This is a genomic window from uncultured Methanobrevibacter sp., assembly GCF_902770715.1.
Lineage (GTDB): Archaea > Methanobacteriota > Methanobacteria > Methanobacteriales > Methanobacteriaceae > Methanocatella.
Map to the genome: position 1 here is coordinate 1 of NZ_CACXTS010000025.1, position 23648 is coordinate 23648.

Below are 23648 nucleotides of genomic sequence, written 5' to 3' on the forward strand. Positions count from 1 at the left end.
GTACGCCACGAGCCTAAACTCGTTCGACTTGCATGGCTTAATCGAATCCCAATAGCAGTAGCATCTGCCAGGATCAAACAGAATTGAACACATAACAGATCATAATAAGTCAATGAATATTATGAAGTACGCTAAAAATATAGACGAGAATACACAAAATTTGTAACAAATAATATTGTACTAATTCACCACATCTACAAAACCAACATCATACTTGAGAAAATTCAAGTACTCACGAATGTATAGCTACATGCGGAAAAGCAACCATCATAGTAAAAATTGTAGTATACAATAATACTTAGGTCATCGCCATAAAACATATAGCACATCTAATAGACAAAGGAATTTTATGAACAAAATCAATTAAAAAATATTGCAAAATAATATTAAAAATTTAAAAAAAAATTTTAATTCAATTTTATCAAAAATAAAGACACTATATAATTTGATTAATAAAAATATTTATTTAAATTTAATATTCAAAAAATAATTATTAAAACCTTGGAAAAAATAAAATACAAAAAATAATTAGGGAAAATAATAAAATAAAACAAAATTATGGAGTTTTAGAGCAATAAAATGACTCGGTGAAATAACTAGTATATAAATGTAACTATATTAATCTAATTTTTTGCGAATTACAGATATTATTCTGGTTAAGCTTCTATGCATCTTAATTCCATATTGCTCAACAATTTCAAAGCCAACTTCGTCAACCATCGGATTTAAGTCAACATAATGGGGACTTGCCATGCAAAGGTAAGCGTCATCTTTCATATTATCATATATCGCATGGAAAAATTCCTTGAAAATATCATCACCGTCAATATCTCCGGTCGATGTGGAGATGCCATAAGGCGGATCTGTAACCACACTAGCTACCTTCTCATACATTTTAAGTTCACGAACATCAAGATTGAAAGTCCTATAATCAGTAATTCCATAATAATCCAAATTGATTGATGTTCCGTTTTTCATTTTCCAATAGATGTCGGAACCTACGACCTTACATCCAATAAGTCCGGCTTCGATTAAGATTCCACCAGTTCCACAAAACGGATCCAATAATAATTCGCCCTCCTTAACCCTGGAGAGGTTTACCATGCACCTTGCTAACTTCGGATTCATGGAGCCCGGATAGAAAAATGGCCTTTTATGAGGTTTGCTTTCTTCAAAATGCTTTTTATTTAATTTGATTCTTTCAATAGCTATAAAAAACTTATCTTCAAATGCAACAATGCGCACTAATGATTTCGGTTTGGTGAGATTGACCTTTATATCATCACAGTTTTCAAGAATTAGGGAACCTGCCTTTCTTTCAGTTGCAACTGTGTCGATTTTGGCATGAAATCTCTTTACACGCACTGCAAAGCTTTCATCAATATATTCTGACCAGTCTATAGATGAGATGTCCCCTTCGAAATTATCTGCATCTGACCTTCTTATCAGTTCATGGATTTCATGAGTGTAACCCAATCTTTTTGTCAGTATTTCATAATACGGGTTTAGATTATCCTCCGAAATATTTTTCAGTACAATCAAACCTTCAGTTATCACTTCGATATCAGCAATGATATCCTCACATTCCATTACTGCATTCAGTTCTGCGAGGGGCAATTCTGGATGTTCCTGTGATTGTATGCATAATAATTCCATTAAATTCACCTAAAAATCAAAATAAAAATCATTTTTTAAATTTATCAAAATGTCTTTTAATTGCATTTTCGCTTGATTCATCTACATTACTTGAATCAATATTGGAAACTTGAGACTCATCTTCATTATAATTGAATTGAGGTTCATTATTCTCATAGTAATCATTTCCACCATATGAATAATCATCCCTTACTCTGTCATAATGATTTTCATTGGAATAGGGCCTTCTGGAATTGAAATCCTCATAAGGCTCATAGTCATATGTAGGCCTTTGCTGATGACCATCATCCATTCTCAAATTTTCGGGATAATACTCATAATCCCTTCTTGGAGCATTGTTTTCATGAGTTATAGGAGTAATAGGTTCAAATTCATCATAAAATTCGTTTCTTCCCAGATACTCATCATCATCAAGATAGTTTGCCCTATGATTTTGCGGATAATTAGGATTGAACTGCATAGGTTGCGGCTGGAAGTTCCTGAAGTTGACCATGTTGGAAAAGATAATCTCCTCAGCCTTTGAAGGGTTGGAAATATTTTTCAACTCCATCAGATTATTGTCATAGGCACTGAAAACGGATACTGAACCTACATTGAACAATCTTGCAATCAAATTTTGGGAAGAGTTGACATCTTGAATTGTTGAATATGGCATGTAGCTCTTTTTGGTTGATAAGACTCCTGACTTGATTATTATTCTTGTATCGGTTAATGTATACTCAAGAGAATACCATCCTATTAGCTGCCATATGATATATAATATTAAAATAAGAATGATAACAAAAACTGCTATTGCAGCATATCTAGTCAAAGGAAGTTTTATTTGTGAGATAAGATATACTTGCATTTTACCAATGGCTTTGATGACCATCGGTGAAACAAACAAAACAATAATTAATAAAACAGCACCATAAATAGCTTTTTTACAGCCTAAAAAAATGTTTGGTTTTGTTTTATAAAGTATTCTTTCATTAGGCTTATCATCATTTCTATTAAATAACATGATTATACTATTAGAATTTACTTTTAAATAAAGTTTTAGAAAAAAAGATTGTAAAAATAAGCCTCAGCTCGCCCATCATTCATCACCAATCAGAGCTCATAGGGTTCATCATCGGCTTATTTTCAAATAAGTTTAACCGAACATTACGCCGGCTTCAGTTTTGAACATTTCGTCTTCTTTGCTTTTGCTCATTACCTTATCGATAGCATCCATAAAGTCTGCTACGGTAATCTTATCACGTTTTTCACGAATTGCAAACATACCGGCTTCAGTACATACAGCCTTTAAATCCGCACCTGACAGCTCTTCGGTTATGTCTGCGAGAGAGTCAATGCTTACTTCATCATCCAATGACATGTTTTTGGTGTGGATTTTAAGAATTTCACGTCTTCCATCGACATTAGGAAGAGGAACTTCAATAAATCTGTCAAAACGGCCAGGACGTAGCAATGCAGGATCCAGGATATCCGGCCTGTTGGTTGCGCCGATAATACCGATATCTCCTCTTGATTCGAAACCGTCAAGTTCCGCCAAGAGCTGCATCAAAGTCCTTTGAACTTCCCTGTCACCGCTGGTTGAACTTTTAAGCCTTTTTGCTGCAACAGCATCAAGCTCGTCAATGAAAATGATTGCAGGAGCCTTTTCTTTTGCAAGCTCAAATACCTCACGCACAAGCCTTGCACCTTCACCGATGTATTTCTTTACGAACTCGGAAGCTACGATTTTGATGAATGTAGCGTTGGTCTCATTAGCAACGGCCTTTGCAAGCAAGGTCTTACCGGTTCCAGGCGGACCATATAACAATATTCCTTTAGGCGGTTCGATACCGACTTTTTCAAACAGTTCAGGTTCTGTCAATGGCAATTCAACGGTTTCCTTAACCTCTATGATTTGCTCTTCCAAACCACCGATTTTTTCATAAGTAATATCAGGTTTGGTTTCGATTTCCATTCCTGAAACATTAGCGTCTTTTTCTGATGGCAATATTTCAACAATACCGAATGTTTGTTGATTTAATGCTACCCTTGAACCAGGTACTAATAATTTTTCATCTAAAAATTTTGAGTAATTAACAAGAAAACTAGGTCCTGTACTACTTTTAACAGTCATTCTATTATCATCTAAAACTTCAGTAATAGTAGCTAACACTAAAGGTGGAGATCTAAATCTGTCTACTTCTGAACGTAATGATTTAGTTTCTCTCTCAAGTCTGATCTTTTCGTTTTCAATCAAGACTTTATCTTTCTCTAATTTCCTAACTTTCCACATTAAGTTACTTTTAGCTTTGGATTTTTCTTCTCTTAAATAATTAATTTCTTCCTGTAGGATTTCAACCTTTTCAATTAACTGTTCTTTTGAAGAATTTTCCAAATCGTCGAAATTATCCATGTGAATCATCTCCAGTTAGTGAATAAATTTTTCATAATTATTACTTTAATAACAATTTGTAACTTTAAAGTATTTAAAGGTATTCATTTTAACCCATACTAACAAATATTAAATAACTAATGATATATAATATTATATATTAATAAAAAGGAAACTGATTAAAATGGAATGCGAAATTTGTGGAAAACCTGTACCTGAACATAATCCAATTAGGGCAAAAATCGAAGGATCAGTTATGGTTGTATGTAAAGAGTGCTCAAAACTTGGAACAATCCAGAAAGCACCGCCAAAACCTAAATTCAGACAACAGCCAAAAGGCAAAAAGCAAAATGCAAACAGAAATAGAAACAGAAACTACTCAAGAAACGATGAGCCTACCGAAGAATTGATTGAAAATTTCGCTGGAGAAATAAGAAAGGCAAGGGAATCCAAAAAATGGTCCCGTGAAGATTTGGGCAAGAAAATCAATGAAAGGGTTTCAGTCATTACAAGAATTGAAACCGGAAAAATGACCCCTGACACTAAATTAACAAAAAAATTAGAGAAGGCTTTAAATATAAATCTTCTTGAAGAAATCAATAACGTTGATTTGAATCAGTTTATCAGCGGTTCCTCAGGCGAACGTACCTTAGGAAACGTGATGAGAATAAAAAGAAAATAGCTATTTTATATAGCTGTTTAATTTTTCATTTTTTATGAATCTGTCTTTTCCTTTTATTGTATAATCAATCAAACCATCATTTTTTGCTTTATTTGTTTTATAACTTTGGAATGGTTGGGACTCTTCCAGCAAGTCTTCCAACTTATCATACCATTCATATTCATCACTGACAACCACAACGTGAGCTGGAGGATGAATTTTCTTAATCTGCATTATGCTTAATGTGGTATCTTCTTTTACAAAAAATGCAATGGCGACATTGGATTTGGTTTTGAGTTTTGAATTAAGAATGCTTTCAACCAATGCGTCGGCAAAACCGGCATCTATCTGTTTTGGCTGAGATATTATATTCAGATTACCATGACGCTCTATATCTGAAATTGCATTAAATAATTTTGTATTGTTTTCGCCTCTAATTAAAATTAATGCCATTTTAATCCCCATCTAAAAAAAAATAAAAAGGTGAAAGGTCACCTCTCCTGGAAAGATTTGAGCAATCTGCTTCTGAATAAAACTAACAGAATCAATATGATTCCGACAGCAGTCTGAATACTTCCCAAAATAGTCAAAATATTTCCGTCAATAGGTAAATCCCATGTTGGAGATGATCTGTCTCCCGGAAGGGCATTATAATAGACACCGACAGCCTTTGAACCCTGCTTTACATTAATGTCTTTAGGTTCAACATGATCAACACCCATTAAAAGACCGTTGTTAATACCTCTATTGATTGAACCGGCAATAGCTGATGCATCATAACCGTATTTAGCAACAGATGCCTCAACAATTTCTTTTGTAGTTTCCGCCAGACCCGGCCTGTCACTACCGTAAACAGATACGCTGACTGCATTGGAACTTACAGTAAGGGCAGTTCCTAAAGCCTCATACGCATAAACGGTTCTGATTTTTCCGCCACAAACAGGACATTTATCATAAGATTCGGCTGCAGGATAACCTAAAGCCCATCCACAGTCATCACAGACTTTTGAATACTCCTCATCCATCGGATAACCGCTTGCATTCATCTCTTTAGGTGTAAACATGTCTGATGTTGAAATACCAGATACAAGATTTACTCCACCACCACCGTATTTCTCACCGGAATCTCTAGCCACTTCACCCATAGCCTCTGAAAGAATAGTGGTTGCAGGATAACCGTCCCTGATCATTTTTCCAATATTCATAGCTGTCTCTTTTCTTACGGAATCTGCTGTACCGTATAATGGATTTCCTGCAGTATTCCTCAAGTGAATAATAGCTCCTTTTTGACCCGGTTGCAGGGTAGCCACTCCACTATTATATGGAGTTACCTTAATCTGATTGCTTGCATCATCAACAGTAATTACATAAGCATTGAAAGACCCACCAATAGCAGCACCTATGCTGGCACCACCTACTAAAAGACGTGCTCCCTTATATTGTGCAGCCAATGAAGCTGCAGAAGCGGCGGATGCATTATTTTCTAGACTGGCAACAGCATCAACAATGGATTCCAACCTAGTGTCTGAACTACCGGTACCCCCTGAGAGTACGGCAAAATGGTTGTTTCTAGAAAGCAAAAATGTTGACTGGAACATGTTGTCTGCAAAGGACATACTTCCTGCCGCAGCACCATTTGGATCATTTCCAGATGGGTCGGTAATGACAACAATGTTACAGGTAGCCGCTACACTACTCATTGTCATCAATAGAATTACAAAAAATACGAGTGAAATCTTTAACTTCTTATCCAAATCCATCACCCTGTACTTGTTGTTGTCTTATTTTCCAGTTCAACTGAAGAAAAGTCTTCTATAACAGTAACTGTCACTACACCAGTATTCTTATCTACTTGAACATCCGCAGCAGTAATTGGCTGTACAGATGTACCTGGCACCGTCGACCGTGTTGCAAATTCTTGAGCCGTCTGAATAGCATCTTGCAGCGATACTTCTCTTTTTGAAGTCTTCAATATGTCACCATATATTACACTACCATCCCTAAAACCGGCTTGCATAACATTTCCCCTAATAGTATCTACAGGGACAATGTCATTACCTTTGATAATTACTCCAGAAATAGGAATACCGTCATTTATCTCATCAGAGGAAGCAAATGCTACGTAAGTAATTAAACGACCACAAAGAATCAAAATAAACGCCAATAATAAAATTATTAATGTGTCTCTTCTAATCTTTATAAACATGTTTTATATCCTCTTAGTATCAATATTCTTAAGAAAGAATAAAATTATACATTTATTATATTAAATTAATATGATATTTAAATTTATATTATCTCCTTTAAAAGGGACTCTGCAGGATCCATTCCCTGAGCACCTATTAATAAAATAATATCCTTTTTATCTGCTTTTTTATAAACTTCGCTTAAACAATCCTTTAAATTATCATAATGTGTATATTCAACGTTATTCGCATTTAAAACATCGAAAAACACTTCTCTTTCTTCAGTCTCTACAAAATTCAAATCATTTACCACATCATTACTTGATGACAGGCTTAATTCGATTGAGTCATCCATTGAATCGGCAAGTGCCTGGGCATTCAATTCATTGATTTCAATACCCCTTGATCCTCTAATGGCACATGCAACATGCAATTTCTGATTTTGCGGAAGCAATTTAAGAGTTTCTGAAATTGTTGCCTTAATTCCATCGGGATTGTGTGCAAAATCATCATAAATCAATGGCTCATCATTCAGCTTAGCAAAACGCCTGTTCAATGCCTCATAGGATTTTACCCCTCTTGCAATCTCATCAAGGTTCAATCCCAATGCAATGCATGCTCCAATAGCTGAAAGGATATTCTGAATAAAATGGCTTCCTGTAAACGGAAGTTCGTCAAGGCTCAAAATTGCCCTGTTCTGATATGTGATGAATTCGCCGTCAATATAGACCGCATTGTCATCATCCAATTTGGACATTGATGTGTAAAATGGATTTTCAGCATCCAATTTCCTTACCAAATCATCATCATGATTCAGGATACAGGTTCCATCACCTATAGCTTGAGGAACTGCCTTTATCTCATCAAATACCTCATCGATGGAATTTACAAGACCTATGTGGTCCATCGCAATGTTAGTGATTACAGCCACTTTTGGCCTGATGGCTTCACTCATCAATGCCGCATGATTTTTCATTAATTTTCCAAGCCATCCCTGAACTTCAGACACTTCAATGACAAGATAATCGAGCTTTCCGTTCTCCCTGACTTCATCTGAAATTAATTTAGCAACCATCGGATCGATTAACGTATTGAATTCAGATTCGCTGTCGGTGTTTGTAAGCACGTGATAACCTGCATAATCCAAGATGTGATAAATCATGTGTGAAGTGGTTGATTTTCCATTGGTTCCAGTAATCACCACATTTGTTGAATCCGGAGAATATTTGTCAATGGCATGTGAAAGCGCAAGTGAATTTGCAAGTTCAATTTTATCTGTTAATATCAATGGGAAATTAAGTCTTTCCGCTGTCTCTATCGCTCCATCCTTTGGAGTCTGTGTAATGAGGCATGCAATATTCTTGTTAAATGCCATTTGAACACCAGTTCCATTAATCCAATGGCGTATTACGATGTCTCCTGTGTGGGCATCATTCAGGAATGTGAATCTTCCTGTGAATCCTTCAATTGAAAAGAATTCGTCATTGCCGACTATTTCACCTTCAACATAATCGGCCAAATAATTTATATCATTGAATTTTTCAAGGTTTGCATCGGATTGCTCATCGCCGTTTCTTTTAATAAATTTGAATTTTTCTGCAATTCCTCCGATTGACAAATGGTCATCAATGCTTGCAATCTTATCTACACCCTGATGAATCAAGCCTTCGCTCTTTTCTGATTTTTCATTTTCGTATTTGGACACATACTCCCTTGCTATTTCCATATCATCTATAATAATCATTGGAAAACTTAAACGTTCGGCGGTTTCAATAGCTCCTTCTTTAGGGTCTGGAGTTATAAGGCATGCAATATTCTTTTTAAATGCCAATTGAACACCTGTTGAGTCAATCCATTCCCTAATAACAATATCACCTGTGTGTGCATCATGTAAAAATGTAAGCTTTCCTGAAAATCCGTCAATTGAGAAAAAATCATCATTTCCAACAAGTTTCCCATTTAAAGATTTAGCCAAATCATTAATATCCATTTTTTCACCTAAAATACATACATTTTTAAAAGAATGCCTATTGCGCATAATGCTGCAGTTATTGCCCAGTAGCTGTATACAATTTTAGTTTCAGACATGCCGTAGTGGTTTAATGTGTGGTGTAAAGGCTCTACAGGCAATTTGATAATGTGTGCCCTGTGCATTAAGCTAACAATGACTGAAACAATCGGTACACCCAATGCAAGAACTCCAAAATATGGCAAATCACATACTAAAACGGCAGCCGCATAACCGGTACCCAATACAAATGATCCTGTGTCTCCCATGAATATTTTGGCAGGATGCTTGTTGAACACTAAAAATCCTAAGCACAATGCAACCAAAATTAAGAATGGTGGGATAATTGTTGCCGGTCCAAACAGATAACCATATAAACAGCATGCTGCTGATGCAATTGCAACGATACCTGCTGCAAGACCATCCATTCCATCAATCAGATTGACAGAATTAATACATCCGAGAATTGCAATGACAACAACAGGAATAGCTAAGATTCCTAATTCAAAACCACCGATGGTAGTGATTACACCTGTCAATGCTAAAAACAATCCTAGAACGATTTGACAAATGATTTTTTCAAGTTCTTCAGGCTCTGTCTTGATTGGAACTTCGCCAATCACTTCAACTTTGCCTTCCTTAAGCAAGTCATCGACTTCGGCTTTTGCCTTTGGAGTAGCTACACGCACTTCCTCATTAGGCTCAACATCCAATCTTCCAAGGGTAATAACCTCATCGGATGTGTTCACAACAATCTTTTGAACTTCCTTGACTTTAAGACCGATTAAGTCATCAACCAAACCGACAATTCCTCCGGCAAGCATTATAAATGAGACTATTAAAATCGGAGTGTTCTGATAGTACAATGCTATAATTAGAGAAATTGTAAATAAGAATGCAATACCTCCCATTGTTGGGGTACCGCTCTTATGCCTATGTTCACTAACTATCGGATTGTCAGCAATCCTTGCTTTCAATAATATCCTTTTGACATACCATGTAAAGAATATTGTAGCACATAATGTTATTAAAAAAAGAATTAACATATCTGTATTATTCATTTTACCACACAATAAATATTTTAAACTAATAAAATATCTATTAGTAATACTATATAATTATAACTTATAACACAGATTTATATTAATTTCTCAACCAATTTTTCAAGCTCTTCTTTTGAGTCCGCTCTAGCGGTTACCCTTTGATAACCTGCAGGACCATGCACAACAAAGTCATTGGCTTGGAAGGATTTTGCAGGTTCTTTTACATCAGGACCCTCATAATCTCCTATTGGAATTTCGGTTGAGTAGTGATATTCCAGTCTGTCGGAAATGTCAGATAGGCTGAACTCGCCGGCGGCCATATTGACCAGTTCACATAATGAATTGATGCCGCAAGTAGCTGTTGTGAGATATCTTGTACCGTTAGGTCTGGTATTCACTTCAATGGCATATAACTGGTCTTTTTTAGCGGAATACATGAAATCCATTTCGAAAATACCGTCTGAAGCCAAGTTTTTAGCCACTTTATATGCGGTATGCTGAACCAGATTATTATCCAAACCGTCAACCATACAAGGACCTGTCTTAACCTTATTTAATGGATGAGTTCCTTCCAATGTAGTTTCGCCCTTGTAGATTGGAGGCAATGCGACATACTCCCCCTTGAAACCTAAAACTTCAATTGAAATCTCAGAACCTTCGATGAATTCTTCGCATAATGCCTGGTTGAACTCCTCGAAATATTCCTGGACATCCTCCATGGATCGGGCTATTTTTATATCCTTTCCGCCCTGTCCTTCTCCCTGTTTTAAAACGACAGGAAATTCCAATTCTAGCTCATCCGGACTGTTTAAGATTTGATAATTCGGAGTGACAACTCCTATATCATCGTAAAATTCCTTTGTTCTTATCTTATTGGAAGTCAGTTCGACCGCTCTGACGCCTGCGGCAACCACCGGAATGCCATATTCCTCTTCAACTTCCTCCTTCATGCGGGCCACATCAATCAGTGGAGGGTCTATTCCAATCAGAGGCACAATAGCGTCGACTTTCTGCATCAGCGCAACCTGTTTTGGACCGTCCATGCCTCGAGGAACAATGAAGACCTGGTCCGGCAAATCAAGGTTAATAGCTTCCTCATTTGATTCTGTCAAAACGCTTTCAATGTTCTTGCTTCTAACATACCAATCAATATCATCATATAATCTAGAGCCTATAAATAAAAGTTTCATAATATTCCCTTTATAATTTTTATAAAATCAAATGCTGCTTTTTCTACATTTTCCGTTGGATTTGCACCCCAATCCATTGTTTCAGGTTCGATTCCAACAAATATAATCTTGAAATCCGTATCCCTTTCCAGATATTTCACAAAATAGGACAATGACATGGAATGGGTTGATATTCCTATGTTTGTAAAATCATCCTTATCCACAATCCTGATATCTCCAGGCCTGCAACCCATCAGACATGCATCGACAATGATTACATGGGACGGATTTTCCTTCCTTATCTTACCTGTGAAATTTTCAGGGACAGTTCCTGAATCAATAAGCAATAATCTGTCTGATTCAATATTTTCAGCCATCAGATTTTTAATGATAAAAGGTCCGACACCGTCATCGCTTTTAAGTTCGTTTCCGACACCTAATATTATCAATTTTTCAAAATCATTTAGAAAATCTTTTAATTGAGCTTCAAAAGACAAACTACCACCTTAATAATACTGGGCTTGAATACTCTCAATCCCGTTTCCCATAATATATTTTAGGTTAACATTTATTAAATCATTTACCTTTACAGATTTTTCTTTCAACGGGATTAGCAAAGGAGGGTTCAGCATGGGCGATGGACCGGCTATAATATTGTCGTTGAGCTTTGTGAAGGTTGTAATCTTCAACCCGTTTATAATTCCATCCCTTTTTGATTTCAAGGTGAAACTGGTCTCGAATTCCGGATTGATATTGTCTAAAAAGTTGAATTCAGAATAAACTACCGGTTTGGAAAACTCCTCATAAACTGCACCCTCGTCCCAATGAATATTGTCCCTCTGCATATTCACAAGCTCTACCGTATTGATTATTCCCTGAGGTATAATCTTTCCATCTTCCTTGAGGAATCCTCTTGCATGGTTCAATACCGGAACTTCCTCCTCATCGATTAAGGCCGTATCCAGCATTTCACAAACAATCAGATCCGCCTTTTTAGTGAATTCATATTGGAGAACATCGCTGTTTACAACTTCAATATTGTCAAAAGCATCCAGATTATCCTTGGCACATTCGCTTGCCTTTCTGTTTATTTCAACAGCAATGATTTCTTTAAAATAATCCTTTAAAAAATAAGATAATATTCCGCTGCCGCAGCCCAAATCATATGCCAAATCGCTATTGCCGTCATATTCCCCAATAGCTTGAAAAAAAGCGGATAACCTATCCTCATCCTTTAACAAATCATGATGGTAGGGTGTTGTCTTAAATTTCATATTAAAAAAAAAGAAAAAAGAATTTCTAATGAACGTGGGAGTGGTCATGTGAATGACCCGGCTCATTGAATTCTTCCCCATTTGCAGTACTTGTAAGTTTTACGTGTTCAACACCTTTTAATCTCATGATCCTTTCGGTCAAATCACGGATTTCAGCAATATCACCGTTGACTACAACAATTTCCATACAGTATTTGTCGGTCATGTGAATGTGCATACTGGTGTTGATTTCGTTTCTGAAGCTGTGTTGAATTTCTGCAAGGTTTTCCATTACACCGGTGTAATGGTGGTCATAGATGATTGTTACGATACCAATCCTTTGGCCTTCCATGGAATTCATCCATTGATACCTTACAATATAATCCTGAAGTGCATCACGAATTCCTTTTGAACGTGACTGGTAACCCCTTTCTTTTAAAACCTCATCAAAATCAGCCAATAATTTTTTGGGTAAAGACATACTTATTCTCATCATAAAAAAACACATCAATTTTTCAATTATTACTCATAGATATAATTTTTAAATTATATAAATATTATGATTAAATGATAAAAAAATATTACCCAAATTAATAAAAAAATATAAAATAATATTATGAAACAAGGAAATAATATTCCCCATCGTCCTTTTCAATGCTTTTTAAAAGACCTTTGTTCTGAAGGGACAATATTATATGGTACATTCTAAAATTAGTGAGTTTCAAATCGCCATAGAGCAGATGGCCTTCAAGAGTATATCTGGAAATTAGATTCTTGTCATCCACAAGCTCCTGAATCAGCTTATAGGATTCCTTTTCCTTCATGTTCAATTCCAGCTCTTCAATATCTTTTTTAGAATTGACCGTGTTGATTTCTTTCTCACTTTCAGATAATTTTATCTTATTATCCTTAAAAATGATTAAGTCCTTATCCTGAAGCTCCTCTAAAATCTGAACCAGATCATACTCATGAAATCCCAAATCCTTTCTTAAAACGTTTAATGGGATGCCTTGAGGATATTCTATGTTGAATATCTTAACCTGTTCCAAAACAACTTCCTCATTTTTTGTAATGGTTATCATATTATCAGTCAATTCTTATTATAATAATAATTTTAACATTAATATTACTTAACAGTTATCCTAACTGCACTTCATTTTCTAATGCTATTTTCTCCTGCCTGTTCTTTTCGGCATTCTCTTCGGGAGTCAAATCATATGGCCTTGTGAAAAACAAATCGATATCATTGACTACCTGACAGATTGACATGTGAAGCAGTTCCTTTAAAGCCAAGCTCTTTTGAACCCTATTCAATGAATCATCGCCGTAAATCCTGTCATGATCCTCTTGATAATCCTTGCGGATTTTAGCGGGATCCAAATCGACATTTAGTTTTTCCTCTTCGTATTCTTCAGTCAAAAGCATGAAATTGATTAATTCAGCCTTTTCCTCTTCAAAATCATTTTCCGCATCATCAATGACGTCATGGAAATATTTGAAAACTGATTGGAACACGTCTCTTGAAACATTGCCGTTAACGATATTGTCCAGGAATAGACTAAAAGTTTCAGAGATGTAATACTTGCCGTTTTCCTCTTTTGTCTGGAAAACCAGCTCGTTTTCAACATTTGCGACATATTGGATTATAACAATGTCCTGTCCTTTTTCAAATGTATTTATATTGAATTTGGTATTTTGTAATTTGTAGTCGGCATTTACTTTCAATGCGTTTTCAACATTTTCAATATCTTCCTTTGAAATTTCCACGAATTCATCAGCCATATTAATCAACCTTGATTATTAGTTTGGATTTTATATTAAAAGTATTTATTTATTGAATTTAAAAATAACATTATGGACCCAGAAGACATATTGGTTGAAATGGAAAAATTATCCTCAAAGGATGAAATCAGCAAAGAGGATATAATGGACATGCTTCAAAGATACGCAGCCACCATTTCAGTTTATGATTTGATGTTGGCTTCAGCCTATATGAGAAAGGATGGGGAGTACATCCATGCCAGTTATCGTGAAAAATACCTGGAAATCTATATCAAGAATTTTATAATGCGCATGAAAGAGGTATTGGACAATAACGACTACGATAATTCGACCATTGATAAGAAGGCTTTTGATGAGTCACTGCCTCTGCTTAAGAGAACCTTTGAAAAGGAAAGGATGAGTGCTTCAAAAGACGACAAATTACCATTGATTTATGTCATCACCTCCCTTTATACAACATTCATTTTAGAAGAGCCGATACATCCTGTAGGAAGCGAATTTCCAGGAAGCTTATCAGTGGAGGAGAGAAATGGAACATTTTTTTGTCCTGTTAAAGACAATCAAAAAGATAATGCTAATGCGATTTGTCATTTATGCATTGCTGAGCAAACACCAGACATTTAGAGTGATTTTATGAATATTTGTTTATACGGATCCGGAAGCAGAAAAATAGATGAAATCTATACTGATGAAGCCTACAAATTAGGTTGTGCAATGGCTGAAAAGGGACATATGCTTGTTTTTGGCGGCGGAGATACCGGAATGATGGGTGCATGTGCTCGAGGCGTTCATGACAACAATGGAAAAAGTCTTGGAATAGCTCCCGAATGGATTAACAACTTCGAACCGCTATGCGAAAACTGCAGCGAATTCATCTATGTGAACACAATGGACGAGCGAAAGAAGAAATTTGAGGAAAATTCTGATGCATTCATAATATCCCCTGGAGGAATCGGAACCTTGGACGAATTTTTTGAAATCATCACTCTTAAAAAGCTCAAGCAAATTAACCAGGAAATCATTATCTTCAACATTGCTGGTTTTTATGATAAAATGCTTGAAATGATTGATGAAATGAGTGAAAAGGGATTTTTATACAAGCAGGAAGAACTGTTCAAAATAGCAAATAGCATTGATGAGATATTCGAATATTTGGATGGGGCATAATAATGATAAGTGATGTTGATGCCTTAAAAATAGCTGAAAGAATGGAAAATGCAGACAACATCGACATTAAGGAAACCATAGAAAAGGCTGCAACCGCAGGATATTTAGGGGAAAAGCACTTTTACTGCACTGCAATTGAAGAGGGAGGATTCACCTATACCGTTCCTGAGATTTTGGGAGACAGATACAAATCCATACCTCTGGATAACATGTACTACGATATCATTTCAAAATCCCTTGACTTTGACGGCATTTATATTTCATTGGCATACTGCAATTCACATATAATCCTTCCCGACGAAGAATTCGATGAGATTGTCGAATATGACGATTACGACCTTGAAGAGGACGAATATGAATACATGATGGAATATGCATTAATTACGGCAGATTCTACCAAAAAATTCAAAGTATTCGCTGAAGAGGGGATATCAGGACATGAGCCAACAGAAGACGTCGGACTGATAGTCAACATTATTGATAAAAAATACAAAGCCTATTTTGCGCTTAGAACCACAGACCAATGCATGTCCAGCTTCAGAGTGATTCCATTCAGTGCAGACTATCCGAAAGAGCATCCGTTATCATTCAAAAATCCTATAAACAAGCTAATGATTGAGATGATTGATAATACAATCGTTTTAAAATCAGATGATTAAATCAAGATACGGGTCAAAATACTTCTTAAGAACCCTTACAATCGGGCCGATGATTATTGCTGATATCACGGTTCCCTCACGGACCCCTGCAAGATATCCTAAAAATACCATTGACAATATCACCGTAATAACAACAAAGGTAACATCACAATAAGGCTTTATTTTCCCAAATTCTTTTTTTAATGCTTTTGAAAGGGCTACTATTATTCCATCGGGAGGCAGATAAATGACTTCCGTTTTTATTTCAAGCAAAACTCCAATAGCTATTACAAGACAGCTGACCAAAAGAACCACCAGCTGTGATACATAATCAACAGGGTTTATGAAATCAACCAGCATCAATGAAAAATCGATGAATGCAGAAAATATTGTTCCCATCACAATCTGAAGATACTGCCTTTTTTCAAAATCGCCCCTTAAAATGATTATCTGAAGGGCGACCAAAACAAAGCCGAATATAAAAGTGGTTGTTCCAACGCTCAGATTAGTTATAATGCTGCTTACATAAGGTATGCAGATTAAGGGAGAAGTCCCCAGATTGGCCTTGATGGAAATAGCTGCTCCCAATGATATGATAAACAAAGAAATTAGATAAAGAACATACCTCATATATTTTTTCATAATAATTTCTTTAAATCTGAAAATATTTAAAGATTAACATCAATTATTATTTCTATAAGCCCTTACCTAATCTGTAGGCTTCATCAGGATATTTTGAGTATTCTGTCATTGACGGAGTGCCGCAGCCATAGCCCAAAACCCTGCCGCAGTCAGTCAGATTGAGATACCTGAGAAGTGTGTTATAATGGGATTCCAGCGCTTCAAATGTCCAGTCGTCGGCATTATAGGCAACTGTCAGGAGCGCAGATTTCATATGCTTCTGCTGTATTGAAAAGTTCCTTGAGCAGAACCTGTCAATCAAAGTCTTAAGCTGGGCTGACATGCCATAATAATACAATGGAGTTACGAAAACAAGCATGTCTGACTTTAAGATTTCTTCACGAAAGACATCCATATCATCACTTAAAATGCATTCCCCTTCATAACCGCAATGAACGCATCCGATGCATGGTGAAATGTCTGCATGAGCGGCATCGATCTCAATGATTTCATGACCCGCTTCCCTTGCACCTCTGGAAAAGCTTTCCGCAAGCATATTTGATGATCCGTTAATGTTCGGACTTCCTTTCAATACAACTATTCTCATTTTAACACCTGGTTAAAAATATGGTTAAAATAATATTTAAAATGTTGTAAATGTCAACAATAATCTAATTAAAAAAAAAGAATAATTTAGAGAATAAAATCCCTAAATCTTGCCCACGCCTGCCATAGGCACGCCGGTTAAGGCGGATGCCTCTAGGGAAAGTGATCTTAAGTTCTCCTTTTCCAGTTTGGTAATGTGGGTGTTTCCAGCCTGTTGTACTAACATACAGGCTTCATCTGTCATTGTGTTAATGTAGTTTGCAACATTTTTACCCATTTCCTTATAATCCAAACGATGCCTTAGGGATAAATCCTGTGTAGCTATTCCTTTTCTGCATTTTCCGGTATAACACATTTGACATACTCTGCATCCGATTGAAATTAAAGCGGCTGTTGCAATATAAACTGCATCAGCACCCAATGCGATTGCCTTTGCAAGGTCTGCACCTGAACGGACACCGCCAGCGGCAACTAAACTGACTTGGTCTCTTAGGCCAATTTCCTTTAGCGCCATATCCGCTTCAACAATTGATGCAAGGGAAGGTATACCGGAGTGTTCCATGATTACTTCAGGGCCTGCTCCGGTTCCCCCTTGCATACCGTCCACTACGATTATATCCGCTCCGCCTTTTGCTGCGATTTTTACATCTGAAGCAACTTTACCTGAAGCGAATTTAACCATAATCGGCACTTTCCAATCGGTTATTTCACGTAATTGTGATATTTTCATGCTCAAGTCTTCAGGACCTACAATATCCATATGCCTTGCAGGTGACAATGCATCGGAACCTTCTGGAATATTTCTGATTTTGGACACTTCGGCAGTGACTTTTTCACCCAGCAAATGTCCCCCCATTCCGGATTTTGCTCCCTGACCAATCTTGATTTCGATAGCATCTCCTTTTTTGAGATAATCTGCTGACACACCAAATCTTCCTGATGCGTATTGGGCAATCAGCTTATCTGCAAGCTCGCGCTCTTCCGGAAGCATTCCCCCTTCACCGGTGTTTGTTACGGTTCCTGCAAGAGATGAGCCAATAGCTAAAGCCATTTTTGCTTCTTTTGACAATGCTCCGAATGACATTGCACCAATCATTATTGGAGTATCGAGTCTGAGAGGATTTTCCGCAAACCTGTCACCTAAAACAACATCGGTTCCGCAAGGTTCCCTGTATTTGTCTATAGGAGGTCTGGACACCTGTGCAGGGATTACGACCAAATCATCAAAGTCGGGAATTCTTCTTAGTGCTCCTGTACTTCTGAGCTTATATGATGCTGTCTGTGATTGCCTTACAATTTCGACAATGTCCGGGAATCCCCATCCTTGCCTTGCATCTTCAGGTATTGCATTTACTTCAATTGCCCTGTTAGGACACATTTCAAGACATATTCTGCATCCTACACATTTTTCCTGGTTTAACGGGTAAGGATCACCTTGAATGATTTCATAAACACCATGAGGACAATTGTTAAAGCATGAAAAACATCTTCCGCAGATTTTTTCATCCCTATCATCACATAAATACCAGCAACATCCAGGACGTCCAAAATTTTTTTTGCATAAATCCGGATTTCTTTCAACTCTATATGGCATACCTAACACTCCTAATGACCGTAAAATGGCCTTGTACTTTTTGGAACTATTTTTTTAAATTCTGAATAATCATCAATATCAATATCAAATTTGCTTAGCGCCTCTTCGATTTCCAGTGAATCCTCAAAGGTCATGTCGTCGAATTTGGCATTATAACCTAAGCTTTTTACTTTGCCTCTTACATAGACTACACCGCGAATAATTGATTCAGCCACATCATCTCCAACGTCGCCCAGAATTATAATTCGGCCGCCCATCATGAAAATTCCTGTCATAAAACCTGAATTTCCTCCGATGATTATGGTGCCGTTCTTCATGATTTCGCCTGTTCTTGAACCGACAGATTCCTTAACTACAACATAGCCGTCATAGATTCCCTGACCTGCGCCGTCACCTGCGGACCCTTCAACAACGACTTCTCCGCCGGTCAGGTTATCTCCGACAAACCATCCTGCATTACCGTTGATTCTGATTTTTGGCTTATCGCACATGCACCCTGCAAAATATCCTACAGATCCGTCAAACTCGATTTCCACATCTTCTGTAACTCCAGCAGCGAGGTAATGTTTTGCATTGGGATTTCTTATAATGATTTTTTCACATTCTCCTGCAGCCTCTTTAACAAATGAATTTATTTCACGGGGAGTCAAATTTTCTGCATCAATTTCTTTTACGCTCATCAAATCACCTATATCTCATATACCATTACTTCACCTGGAGAAATTTGTTCTACATGGTGTGTGTCGACAACTTCCCTTAGGGATACTTCCTCTGATGCTATTGCAAATACGTCATCAGTTTCAGCCATTACACCAGGCCTTAAGCCCAGCTTGTCTTTTGCAATGCCTATTCCCTGAGGAGTTCCTATAATATAAGAGAATGGACCGTCCATATCTTCCACAGACTGTTCCAGCGCTTCTTCTAAAGTATAACCTGTGTCCAGCTTATCTGCAATGTAGTGAACCAAACATTCAGTATCATTGAATGTTTCGAATTTATGCCCTTTTCTCTCAAGAGGATCACGGACTTTCCAGTAATTGGTAATTTGACCGTTGTGAACAACTGAAATGTCACGGACAATGTATGTCTGGAAAGGGTGTGCATGGTATCTGTCCACTCCGCTTTCTGTTGAAAAACGGGTGTGGCCTATTGCATGTGTTCCCTTAACTGACCTTACGTCATACCTATCGGCAATGTCGAGCACTGATCCCACATCCTTGATCATTTCAAAGTCATGGCTTCCATTAATTACAATTACATCATCGATTGTGTCTATTTTTGTAATTAGAGGTTTTAGCTGGCAGAACTCATCTAAAGATATTTTACATTTGTAAATGAATGAATCTCCAACGGAAGGTAAAATGGCGTCTTTTTTGATTGGAGTATGAAAATTAATCGCATCTTTAACTTTTTCAAGCAATTTTTCACTATCTTTCACTTGAATTTTTAGGATGTATTCGTTTTCTTTTAAACCTGTTCCACCGTAAATTGAGTACCCCGCTGAGTCAGGACCTCTGTGTTGTAACTGATGAAGCATGTTTGTCATGTCATTTCCAATATTATGTAATTTTTTATCTTTATAAACTAATCCAGCTATTCCGCACAATTTTAAACCTCCATATTATTATCATCAACAGTCGGAAAATAACTTCCGTGTTATACTTTAATAATACAAGTATATAAATGTGTTGGAAAGTACCTTCCGACTCCGAAAAATTCTGAAAAAATCTACAAAAAAATCAAATATATTAAATAATGTTTAGAAAAAATATGAAGAAAAGCAAATAAAATAAGCAAATATTCAAAATTATAAAATTTTGTCAATAAAAAGGAAAAAAAGAAGAAATAAAATTATTTCTTGATTGAAGCTATAGCGCTTTGAGCACCTGACTTTACAAAACCGCTTTCATCGTCAAGCAAGTTTTCAAGTGCAGGAATAGCCTTTTCATCACCTAAGTTACCGAGAGCCCAAGCAGCTGCTCCCCTTACTCTCCAATCCTCATCACCTAAAGTTTCGATTAAAGGATCAACAGCAGGTTCACCCATACGGGATAAAGCAGTGGATGCTTCCCTTCTGACTAATTTGTTGTTGTCTTTTAATGTTGCAATCAATGGAGGAATAGCCCTTTCATCATTAATTGCGCCTAAAAGGGTTGCAGCATTTAATCTGATATTTTTCTTTCTGCTGGATAATGCTTCAATTAATGGGCAGACAGCCTCTTCGCCTTTCAATTCTAATTGTCCCTTTGCATCTTCAACGACAAAGTCATCTTTATCGTTTAACAATTCAATTAATTCGTCTATACTACTTTCCATTTTAATCCCTCACAAATTCAATAAGGAAATCTACAATTAACTATGTAATTAATATATAATTATAACTTTGGTATATAAAAGTATTTCGATAGTATACGAACAAAATTGAAATTACCATTAAATACAATAACATCAATATTATTAATATAAAAAAAATTTTAAGTGAAATAATGTATGATATTGCAGTGATAAGTGGAGATGGAATAGGGAAAGAAGTAATGTCTGCCTGTGAATACCTACTGGATAAATTAGATTTGGAATTTAGTTTCAAGTATGGTGAAGCGGGTTTTGAATGTTTCAACAAAAATGGAACAACATTGCCTGAAGAAACAATCAAGATAGCTAACGACAGTGACGCAGTGCTGTTTGGAGCATCAACTTCAACACCGGGCCAACCTAGTCCAATCATCAATTTAAGAAAAGAGCTTAATGTTTATGCGAATATAAGGCCTATAAAATCCTATAAGGGAGTCAACTGCATTCGCGATGACATTGATTTCGTGATTGTCAGGGAAAACACCGAGGGATTGTACTCACAGGTGGAGTATGGCGATGAAAACAAGATGGTCGCTGAAAGGGTCATTACAAAAAAGGCATCCGAGAGAATTTCAAAAGCCGCATTCAACTTATGCATCAAAAGGGGACAGAGCAAGGTCACCTGCGTTCACAAAAGCAATGTGTTGAAAAAGACTGACGGAGTATTCAAGGAAAGCTTCTACAAAGTGGCGAAAGGTTATCCTCAAATCACTGCCGAAGACTATTACGTTGATGCAATGGCAATGTATCTGATTACACAGCCTCAAAACTTTGATGTCATTGTTTCCAGCAACCTATTCGGAGACATACTTTCCGATGAAAGTGCAGGCTTAGTGGGAGGTCTTGGACTCGCCCCATCCGGAAACATTGGCGACCACAACGGACTGTTCGAACCGGTTCACGGATCAGCACCTGACATTGCAGGAAAACATATTGCAAATCCTTGTTCAATGATATTGTCCGCTTCAATGATGCTTGATTATTTGGGTGAATGGGAAATTTCAAATGACATTAAGAACGCCGTTGAAAAGGTCATTGCGGAATGCAAGATTAGAACTCCTGATTTAGGGGGAAATTCATGCACAATGGATGTCACAAAAGCTATTGTTAAGGAGTTAATTTAATGTTAAACATCACTACTTTTTTAGATGCAAATTCAAAACGTTTAGATAAGAATGTATTATATAACCCAACAACAGGAGACAAATATAATTCCGGCGAAATATTGTCCATAGTCTCCGAAATTGGAAGGAAATTGAAGGATTTGGGAATAGAAAAAGGTGACAGAGTTTTAATTTACTTGAAAAATTCAGAAGAATACTTATTTTCACTTTTTGCAATATGGAGAATAGGGGCAATAGCCATTCCGACAAACAGGGTTTTTACCGCTTCAGAACTCGAATACATTGTTGGCGACTCACAGGCAAAGCTAATGATTACGGATGAGGAAGCCAAAGACATCATTGACATTGATATGTATATTCCTCAAAATATTACTGATTTTAAAGACAGCGAAGTTCTAAAAGCTGAAAATACCGATTGGGATGACTTGTGCCAATTACAGTACACTTCAGGAACAACCGGGAAGCCTAAAGGTGCAATGCTTACACACGGAAACTACTTTACCGCAATTCACAACGAATGTGATGTTTTAACATTGAAACAGGACGACGTATTCCTGGGCATTTACCCAATGGCCCATGTTGGCCTTTCCTGGGGAATTTCAGCACTGAGAGCTGCCGCTTATTATATAATGATGGAGCAGTTTGACATAGACAAGTATCTGGAGTTGTGCGAAACTGAAAAGGTTACTGTTTTAAGCGGAATGCCTCCAGTAATCCATTCACTAACAACAATGGATGCAAGAAAACATCTGAAAACCGTTCGTGAAATCATATCCGGAGGAGGACCGCTACATAAGAAGATATGGAAAGACTTCCACCAAACTTACCAGATCCCTATCATCAATGCATATGGCCTATCAGAAACCATTGTAATCGGAACAGGAACTGTAATCAGACCTGAAGATTACTTGGAAGCCGACAGATTTGAAAGTGTAGGTCATCCGGTTTGCTTTTCAGAAGTTAAAATTGTTGATGAATATGACCCCTCAATGACATTGGAAAAATACAAACAGGGCGAAATCGCACTTAGGGGTCCGGCCGTTGCGAAAGGATATTGGGGAAATGAAGAAAAAACCAAAGCATCATTTTTAGAAGACGGATGGTTTTTGACCGGAGACGTCGGATATCTTGATGAGGACAACCGTTTATTCATTACAGACCGTAAAAAAGACATGATTGTAATGAGCGGATGGAAAATCTATCCAACAGAAGTGGAAGAAGTCCTAATAAAATACTCAGCAATAAAAGAAATAGCAATATTCAGCATTGATGACTGTCACAGAGGAGAAATACCTGTTGCAGCCGTTGTTTGGGAAGATGAAGCTGATGATGAAGGCCTAATCAATTATGCACGTGAGAACTTATCCAGATACAAGGTTCCAAAAAAAATATTTGCACTTGAAGAGCTTCCAAGAGT

At 36.8% G+C, this 23648-nt stretch carries 26 protein-coding genes and 1 rRNA gene; 6 read left to right on the plus strand and 21 right to left on the minus strand.

Annotated elements, in window-relative coordinates; translation table 11 throughout:
- The 4 genes from QZU81_RS07865 to QZU81_RS07880 all read right to left on the minus strand — a co-directional run.
- Positions 1–84: ribosomal RNA gene (locus tag QZU81_RS07865) — 16S ribosomal RNA — on the minus strand; the annotation flags it as partial.
- A gap of 534 nt (positions 85–618) precedes the next feature.
- Positions 619–1656, minus strand: a complete 1038-nt coding sequence (locus QZU81_RS07870) for a TIGR01177 family methyltransferase (protein ID WP_292827726.1) — start codon at positions 1654–1656, stop codon at positions 619–621.
- 28 nt (positions 1657–1684) lie between these two features.
- Positions 1685–2659, minus strand: coding sequence for a PH domain-containing protein (locus QZU81_RS07875; protein WP_292850063.1), 975 nt, complete (start codon positions 2657–2659; stop codon positions 1685–1687).
- Between the two features lie 132 nt (positions 2660–2791).
- On the minus strand, positions 2792–4030 hold the full coding sequence (locus QZU81_RS07880) for a proteasome-activating nucleotidase (protein WP_295591048.1): 1239 nt from the start codon (positions 4028–4030) through the stop codon (positions 2792–2794).
- A 181-nt stretch (positions 4031–4211) separates the two neighbouring features.
- Here QZU81_RS07880 and QZU81_RS07885 point away from each other — a divergent pair, with 181 nt between their 5' ends.
- Positions 4212–4709, plus strand: a complete 498-nt coding sequence (locus QZU81_RS07885; RefSeq protein WP_295591030.1) for a multiprotein bridging factor aMBF1 — start codon at positions 4212–4214, stop codon at positions 4707–4709.
- Here the strand turns inward: QZU81_RS07885 and QZU81_RS07890 are convergent, their stop codons facing one another.
- The 11 genes from QZU81_RS07890 to QZU81_RS07940 all read right to left on the minus strand — a co-directional run bounded on the left by QZU81_RS07890 (position 4710) and on the right by QZU81_RS07940 (position 14129).
- A complete protein-coding gene (locus tag QZU81_RS07890; protein WP_292827735.1) occupies positions 4710–5141 on the minus strand; it encodes a DUF356 domain-containing protein in 432 nt (143 codons plus the stop codon). It abuts the gene before it with no gap.
- A 38-nt stretch (positions 5142–5179) separates the two neighbouring features.
- Positions 5180–6397, minus strand: coding sequence for a hypothetical protein (locus QZU81_RS07895; RefSeq protein WP_292827814.1), 1218 nt, complete (start codon positions 6395–6397; stop codon positions 5180–5182).
- 50 nt (positions 6398–6447) lie between these two features.
- The gene (locus QZU81_RS07900) at positions 6448–6894 is read right to left on the minus strand and encodes a hypothetical protein (RefSeq protein ID WP_292827738.1); all 447 of its coding nucleotides are present in this window, start codon (positions 6892–6894) and stop codon (positions 6448–6450) included.
- An 83-nt stretch (positions 6895–6977) separates the two neighbouring features.
- Positions 6978–8864, minus strand: a complete 1887-nt coding sequence (locus QZU81_RS07905; protein ID WP_295591032.1) for a Mur ligase family protein — start codon at positions 8862–8864, stop codon at positions 6978–6980.
- An 8-nt stretch (positions 8865–8872) separates the two neighbouring features.
- Positions 8873–9955: a glycosyltransferase family 4 protein gene (locus tag QZU81_RS07910; protein WP_292827744.1), complete on the minus strand. Its 1083-nt coding sequence runs from the start codon at positions 9953–9955 to the stop codon at positions 8873–8875.
- 65 nt (positions 9956–10020) lie between these two features.
- Positions 10021–11115, minus strand: coding sequence for an acetyl-CoA carboxylase biotin carboxylase subunit family protein (locus QZU81_RS07915; RefSeq protein ID WP_295591034.1), 1095 nt, complete (start codon positions 11113–11115; stop codon positions 10021–10023).
- Entirely contained in the window at positions 11112–11543 is a 432-nt protein-coding gene (gene hycI, locus QZU81_RS07920; protein WP_342764269.1) for a hydrogenase maturation peptidase HycI, read from the minus strand. The genes QZU81_RS07915 and hycI overlap by 4 nt, the downstream gene beginning before the upstream one ends.
- Positions 11544–11600: 57 nt before the next feature.
- Complete coding sequence (locus QZU81_RS07925; RefSeq protein WP_295591036.1) at positions 11601–12368, minus strand: methyltransferase domain-containing protein; 768 nt, start codon at positions 12366–12368, stop codon at positions 11601–11603.
- A gap of 25 nt (positions 12369–12393) precedes the next feature.
- Positions 12394–12843 (minus strand): nickel-responsive transcriptional regulator NikR, encoded by a 450-nt coding sequence (gene nikR / locus QZU81_RS07930; protein ID WP_292827757.1) that lies wholly within the window; start codon positions 12841–12843, stop codon positions 12394–12396.
- Positions 12844–12961: 118 nt separating this feature from the next.
- Positions 12962–13429: a hypothetical protein gene (locus tag QZU81_RS07935; protein ID WP_292850077.1), complete on the minus strand. Its 468-nt coding sequence runs from the start codon at positions 13427–13429 to the stop codon at positions 12962–12964.
- A 55-nt stretch (positions 13430–13484) separates the two neighbouring features.
- The gene (locus tag QZU81_RS07940) at positions 13485–14129 is read right to left on the minus strand and encodes a hypothetical protein (RefSeq protein ID WP_292850079.1); all 645 of its coding nucleotides are present in this window, start codon (positions 14127–14129) and stop codon (positions 13485–13487) included.
- 72 nt (positions 14130–14201) lie between these two features.
- Here QZU81_RS07940 and QZU81_RS07945 point away from each other — a divergent pair, with 72 nt between their 5' ends.
- The 3 genes from QZU81_RS07945 to QZU81_RS07955 are packed head-to-tail and all read left to right on the plus strand — an operon-like array spanning position 14202 to position 15955.
- Entirely contained in the window at positions 14202–14753 is a 552-nt protein-coding gene (locus QZU81_RS07945; protein WP_292850082.1) for a DUF2115 family protein, read from the plus strand.
- 9 nt (positions 14754–14762) lie between these two features.
- Positions 14763–15296, plus strand: coding sequence for a TIGR00730 family Rossman fold protein (locus QZU81_RS07950; RefSeq protein WP_292827769.1), 534 nt, complete (start codon positions 14763–14765; stop codon positions 15294–15296).
- 2 nt (positions 15297–15298) lie between these two features.
- Positions 15299–15955, plus strand: coding sequence for a hypothetical protein (locus QZU81_RS07955; protein WP_295591039.1), 657 nt, complete (start codon positions 15299–15301; stop codon positions 15953–15955).
- On the opposite strand, the gene QZU81_RS07960 is transcribed toward QZU81_RS07955, so the two are convergent.
- The 6 genes from QZU81_RS07960 to QZU81_RS07985 all read right to left on the minus strand — a co-directional run bounded on the left by QZU81_RS07960 (position 15944) and on the right by QZU81_RS07985 (position 21071).
- Positions 15944–16576, minus strand: a complete 633-nt coding sequence (locus QZU81_RS07960) for a YitT family protein (RefSeq protein ID WP_295591041.1) — start codon at positions 16574–16576, stop codon at positions 15944–15946. The two genes, QZU81_RS07955 and QZU81_RS07960, sit on opposite strands and share 12 nt — an antisense overlap.
- 52 nt (positions 16577–16628) lie before the next feature.
- Positions 16629–17162, minus strand: a complete 534-nt coding sequence (locus QZU81_RS07965) for a flavodoxin family protein (protein ID WP_292827777.1) — start codon at positions 17160–17162, stop codon at positions 16629–16631.
- Positions 17163–17264: 102 nt separating this feature from the next.
- A complete protein-coding gene (locus QZU81_RS07970; protein ID WP_292827780.1) occupies positions 17265–18755 on the minus strand; it encodes a glutamate synthase-related protein in 1491 nt (496 codons plus the stop codon).
- 11 nt (positions 18756–18766) lie between these two features.
- Positions 18767–19435, minus strand: a complete 669-nt coding sequence (locus QZU81_RS07975) for a GXGXG domain-containing protein (protein ID WP_295591044.1) — start codon at positions 19433–19435, stop codon at positions 18767–18769.
- An 8-nt stretch (positions 19436–19443) separates the two neighbouring features.
- Positions 19444–20361: a glutamine amidotransferase family protein gene (locus QZU81_RS07980; protein WP_292827786.1), complete on the minus strand. Its 918-nt coding sequence runs from the start codon at positions 20359–20361 to the stop codon at positions 19444–19446.
- A 245-nt stretch (positions 20362–20606) separates the two neighbouring features.
- On the minus strand, positions 20607–21071 hold the full coding sequence (locus tag QZU81_RS07985; protein ID WP_292827789.1) for a HEAT repeat domain-containing protein: 465 nt from the start codon (positions 21069–21071) through the stop codon (positions 20607–20609).
- Positions 21072–21241: 170 nt separating this feature from the next.
- On the opposite strand from QZU81_RS07985, the gene aksF reads away from it, so the two are divergent.
- Together aksF and QZU81_RS07995 are read left to right on the plus strand one after the other, a co-directional pair.
- Positions 21242–22231 carry a homoisocitrate dehydrogenase gene (gene aksF / locus QZU81_RS07990; protein ID WP_292827794.1) on the plus strand — a complete coding sequence of 330 codons (990 nt, stop codon included), beginning with the start codon at positions 21242–21244 and terminating at the stop codon, positions 22229–22231.
- On the plus strand, positions 22231–23648 hold a 1418-nt coding region (locus QZU81_RS07995; RefSeq protein ID WP_295591046.1), incomplete at its 3' end, for a class I adenylate-forming enzyme family protein. The genes aksF and QZU81_RS07995, both read left to right, overlap by 1 nt.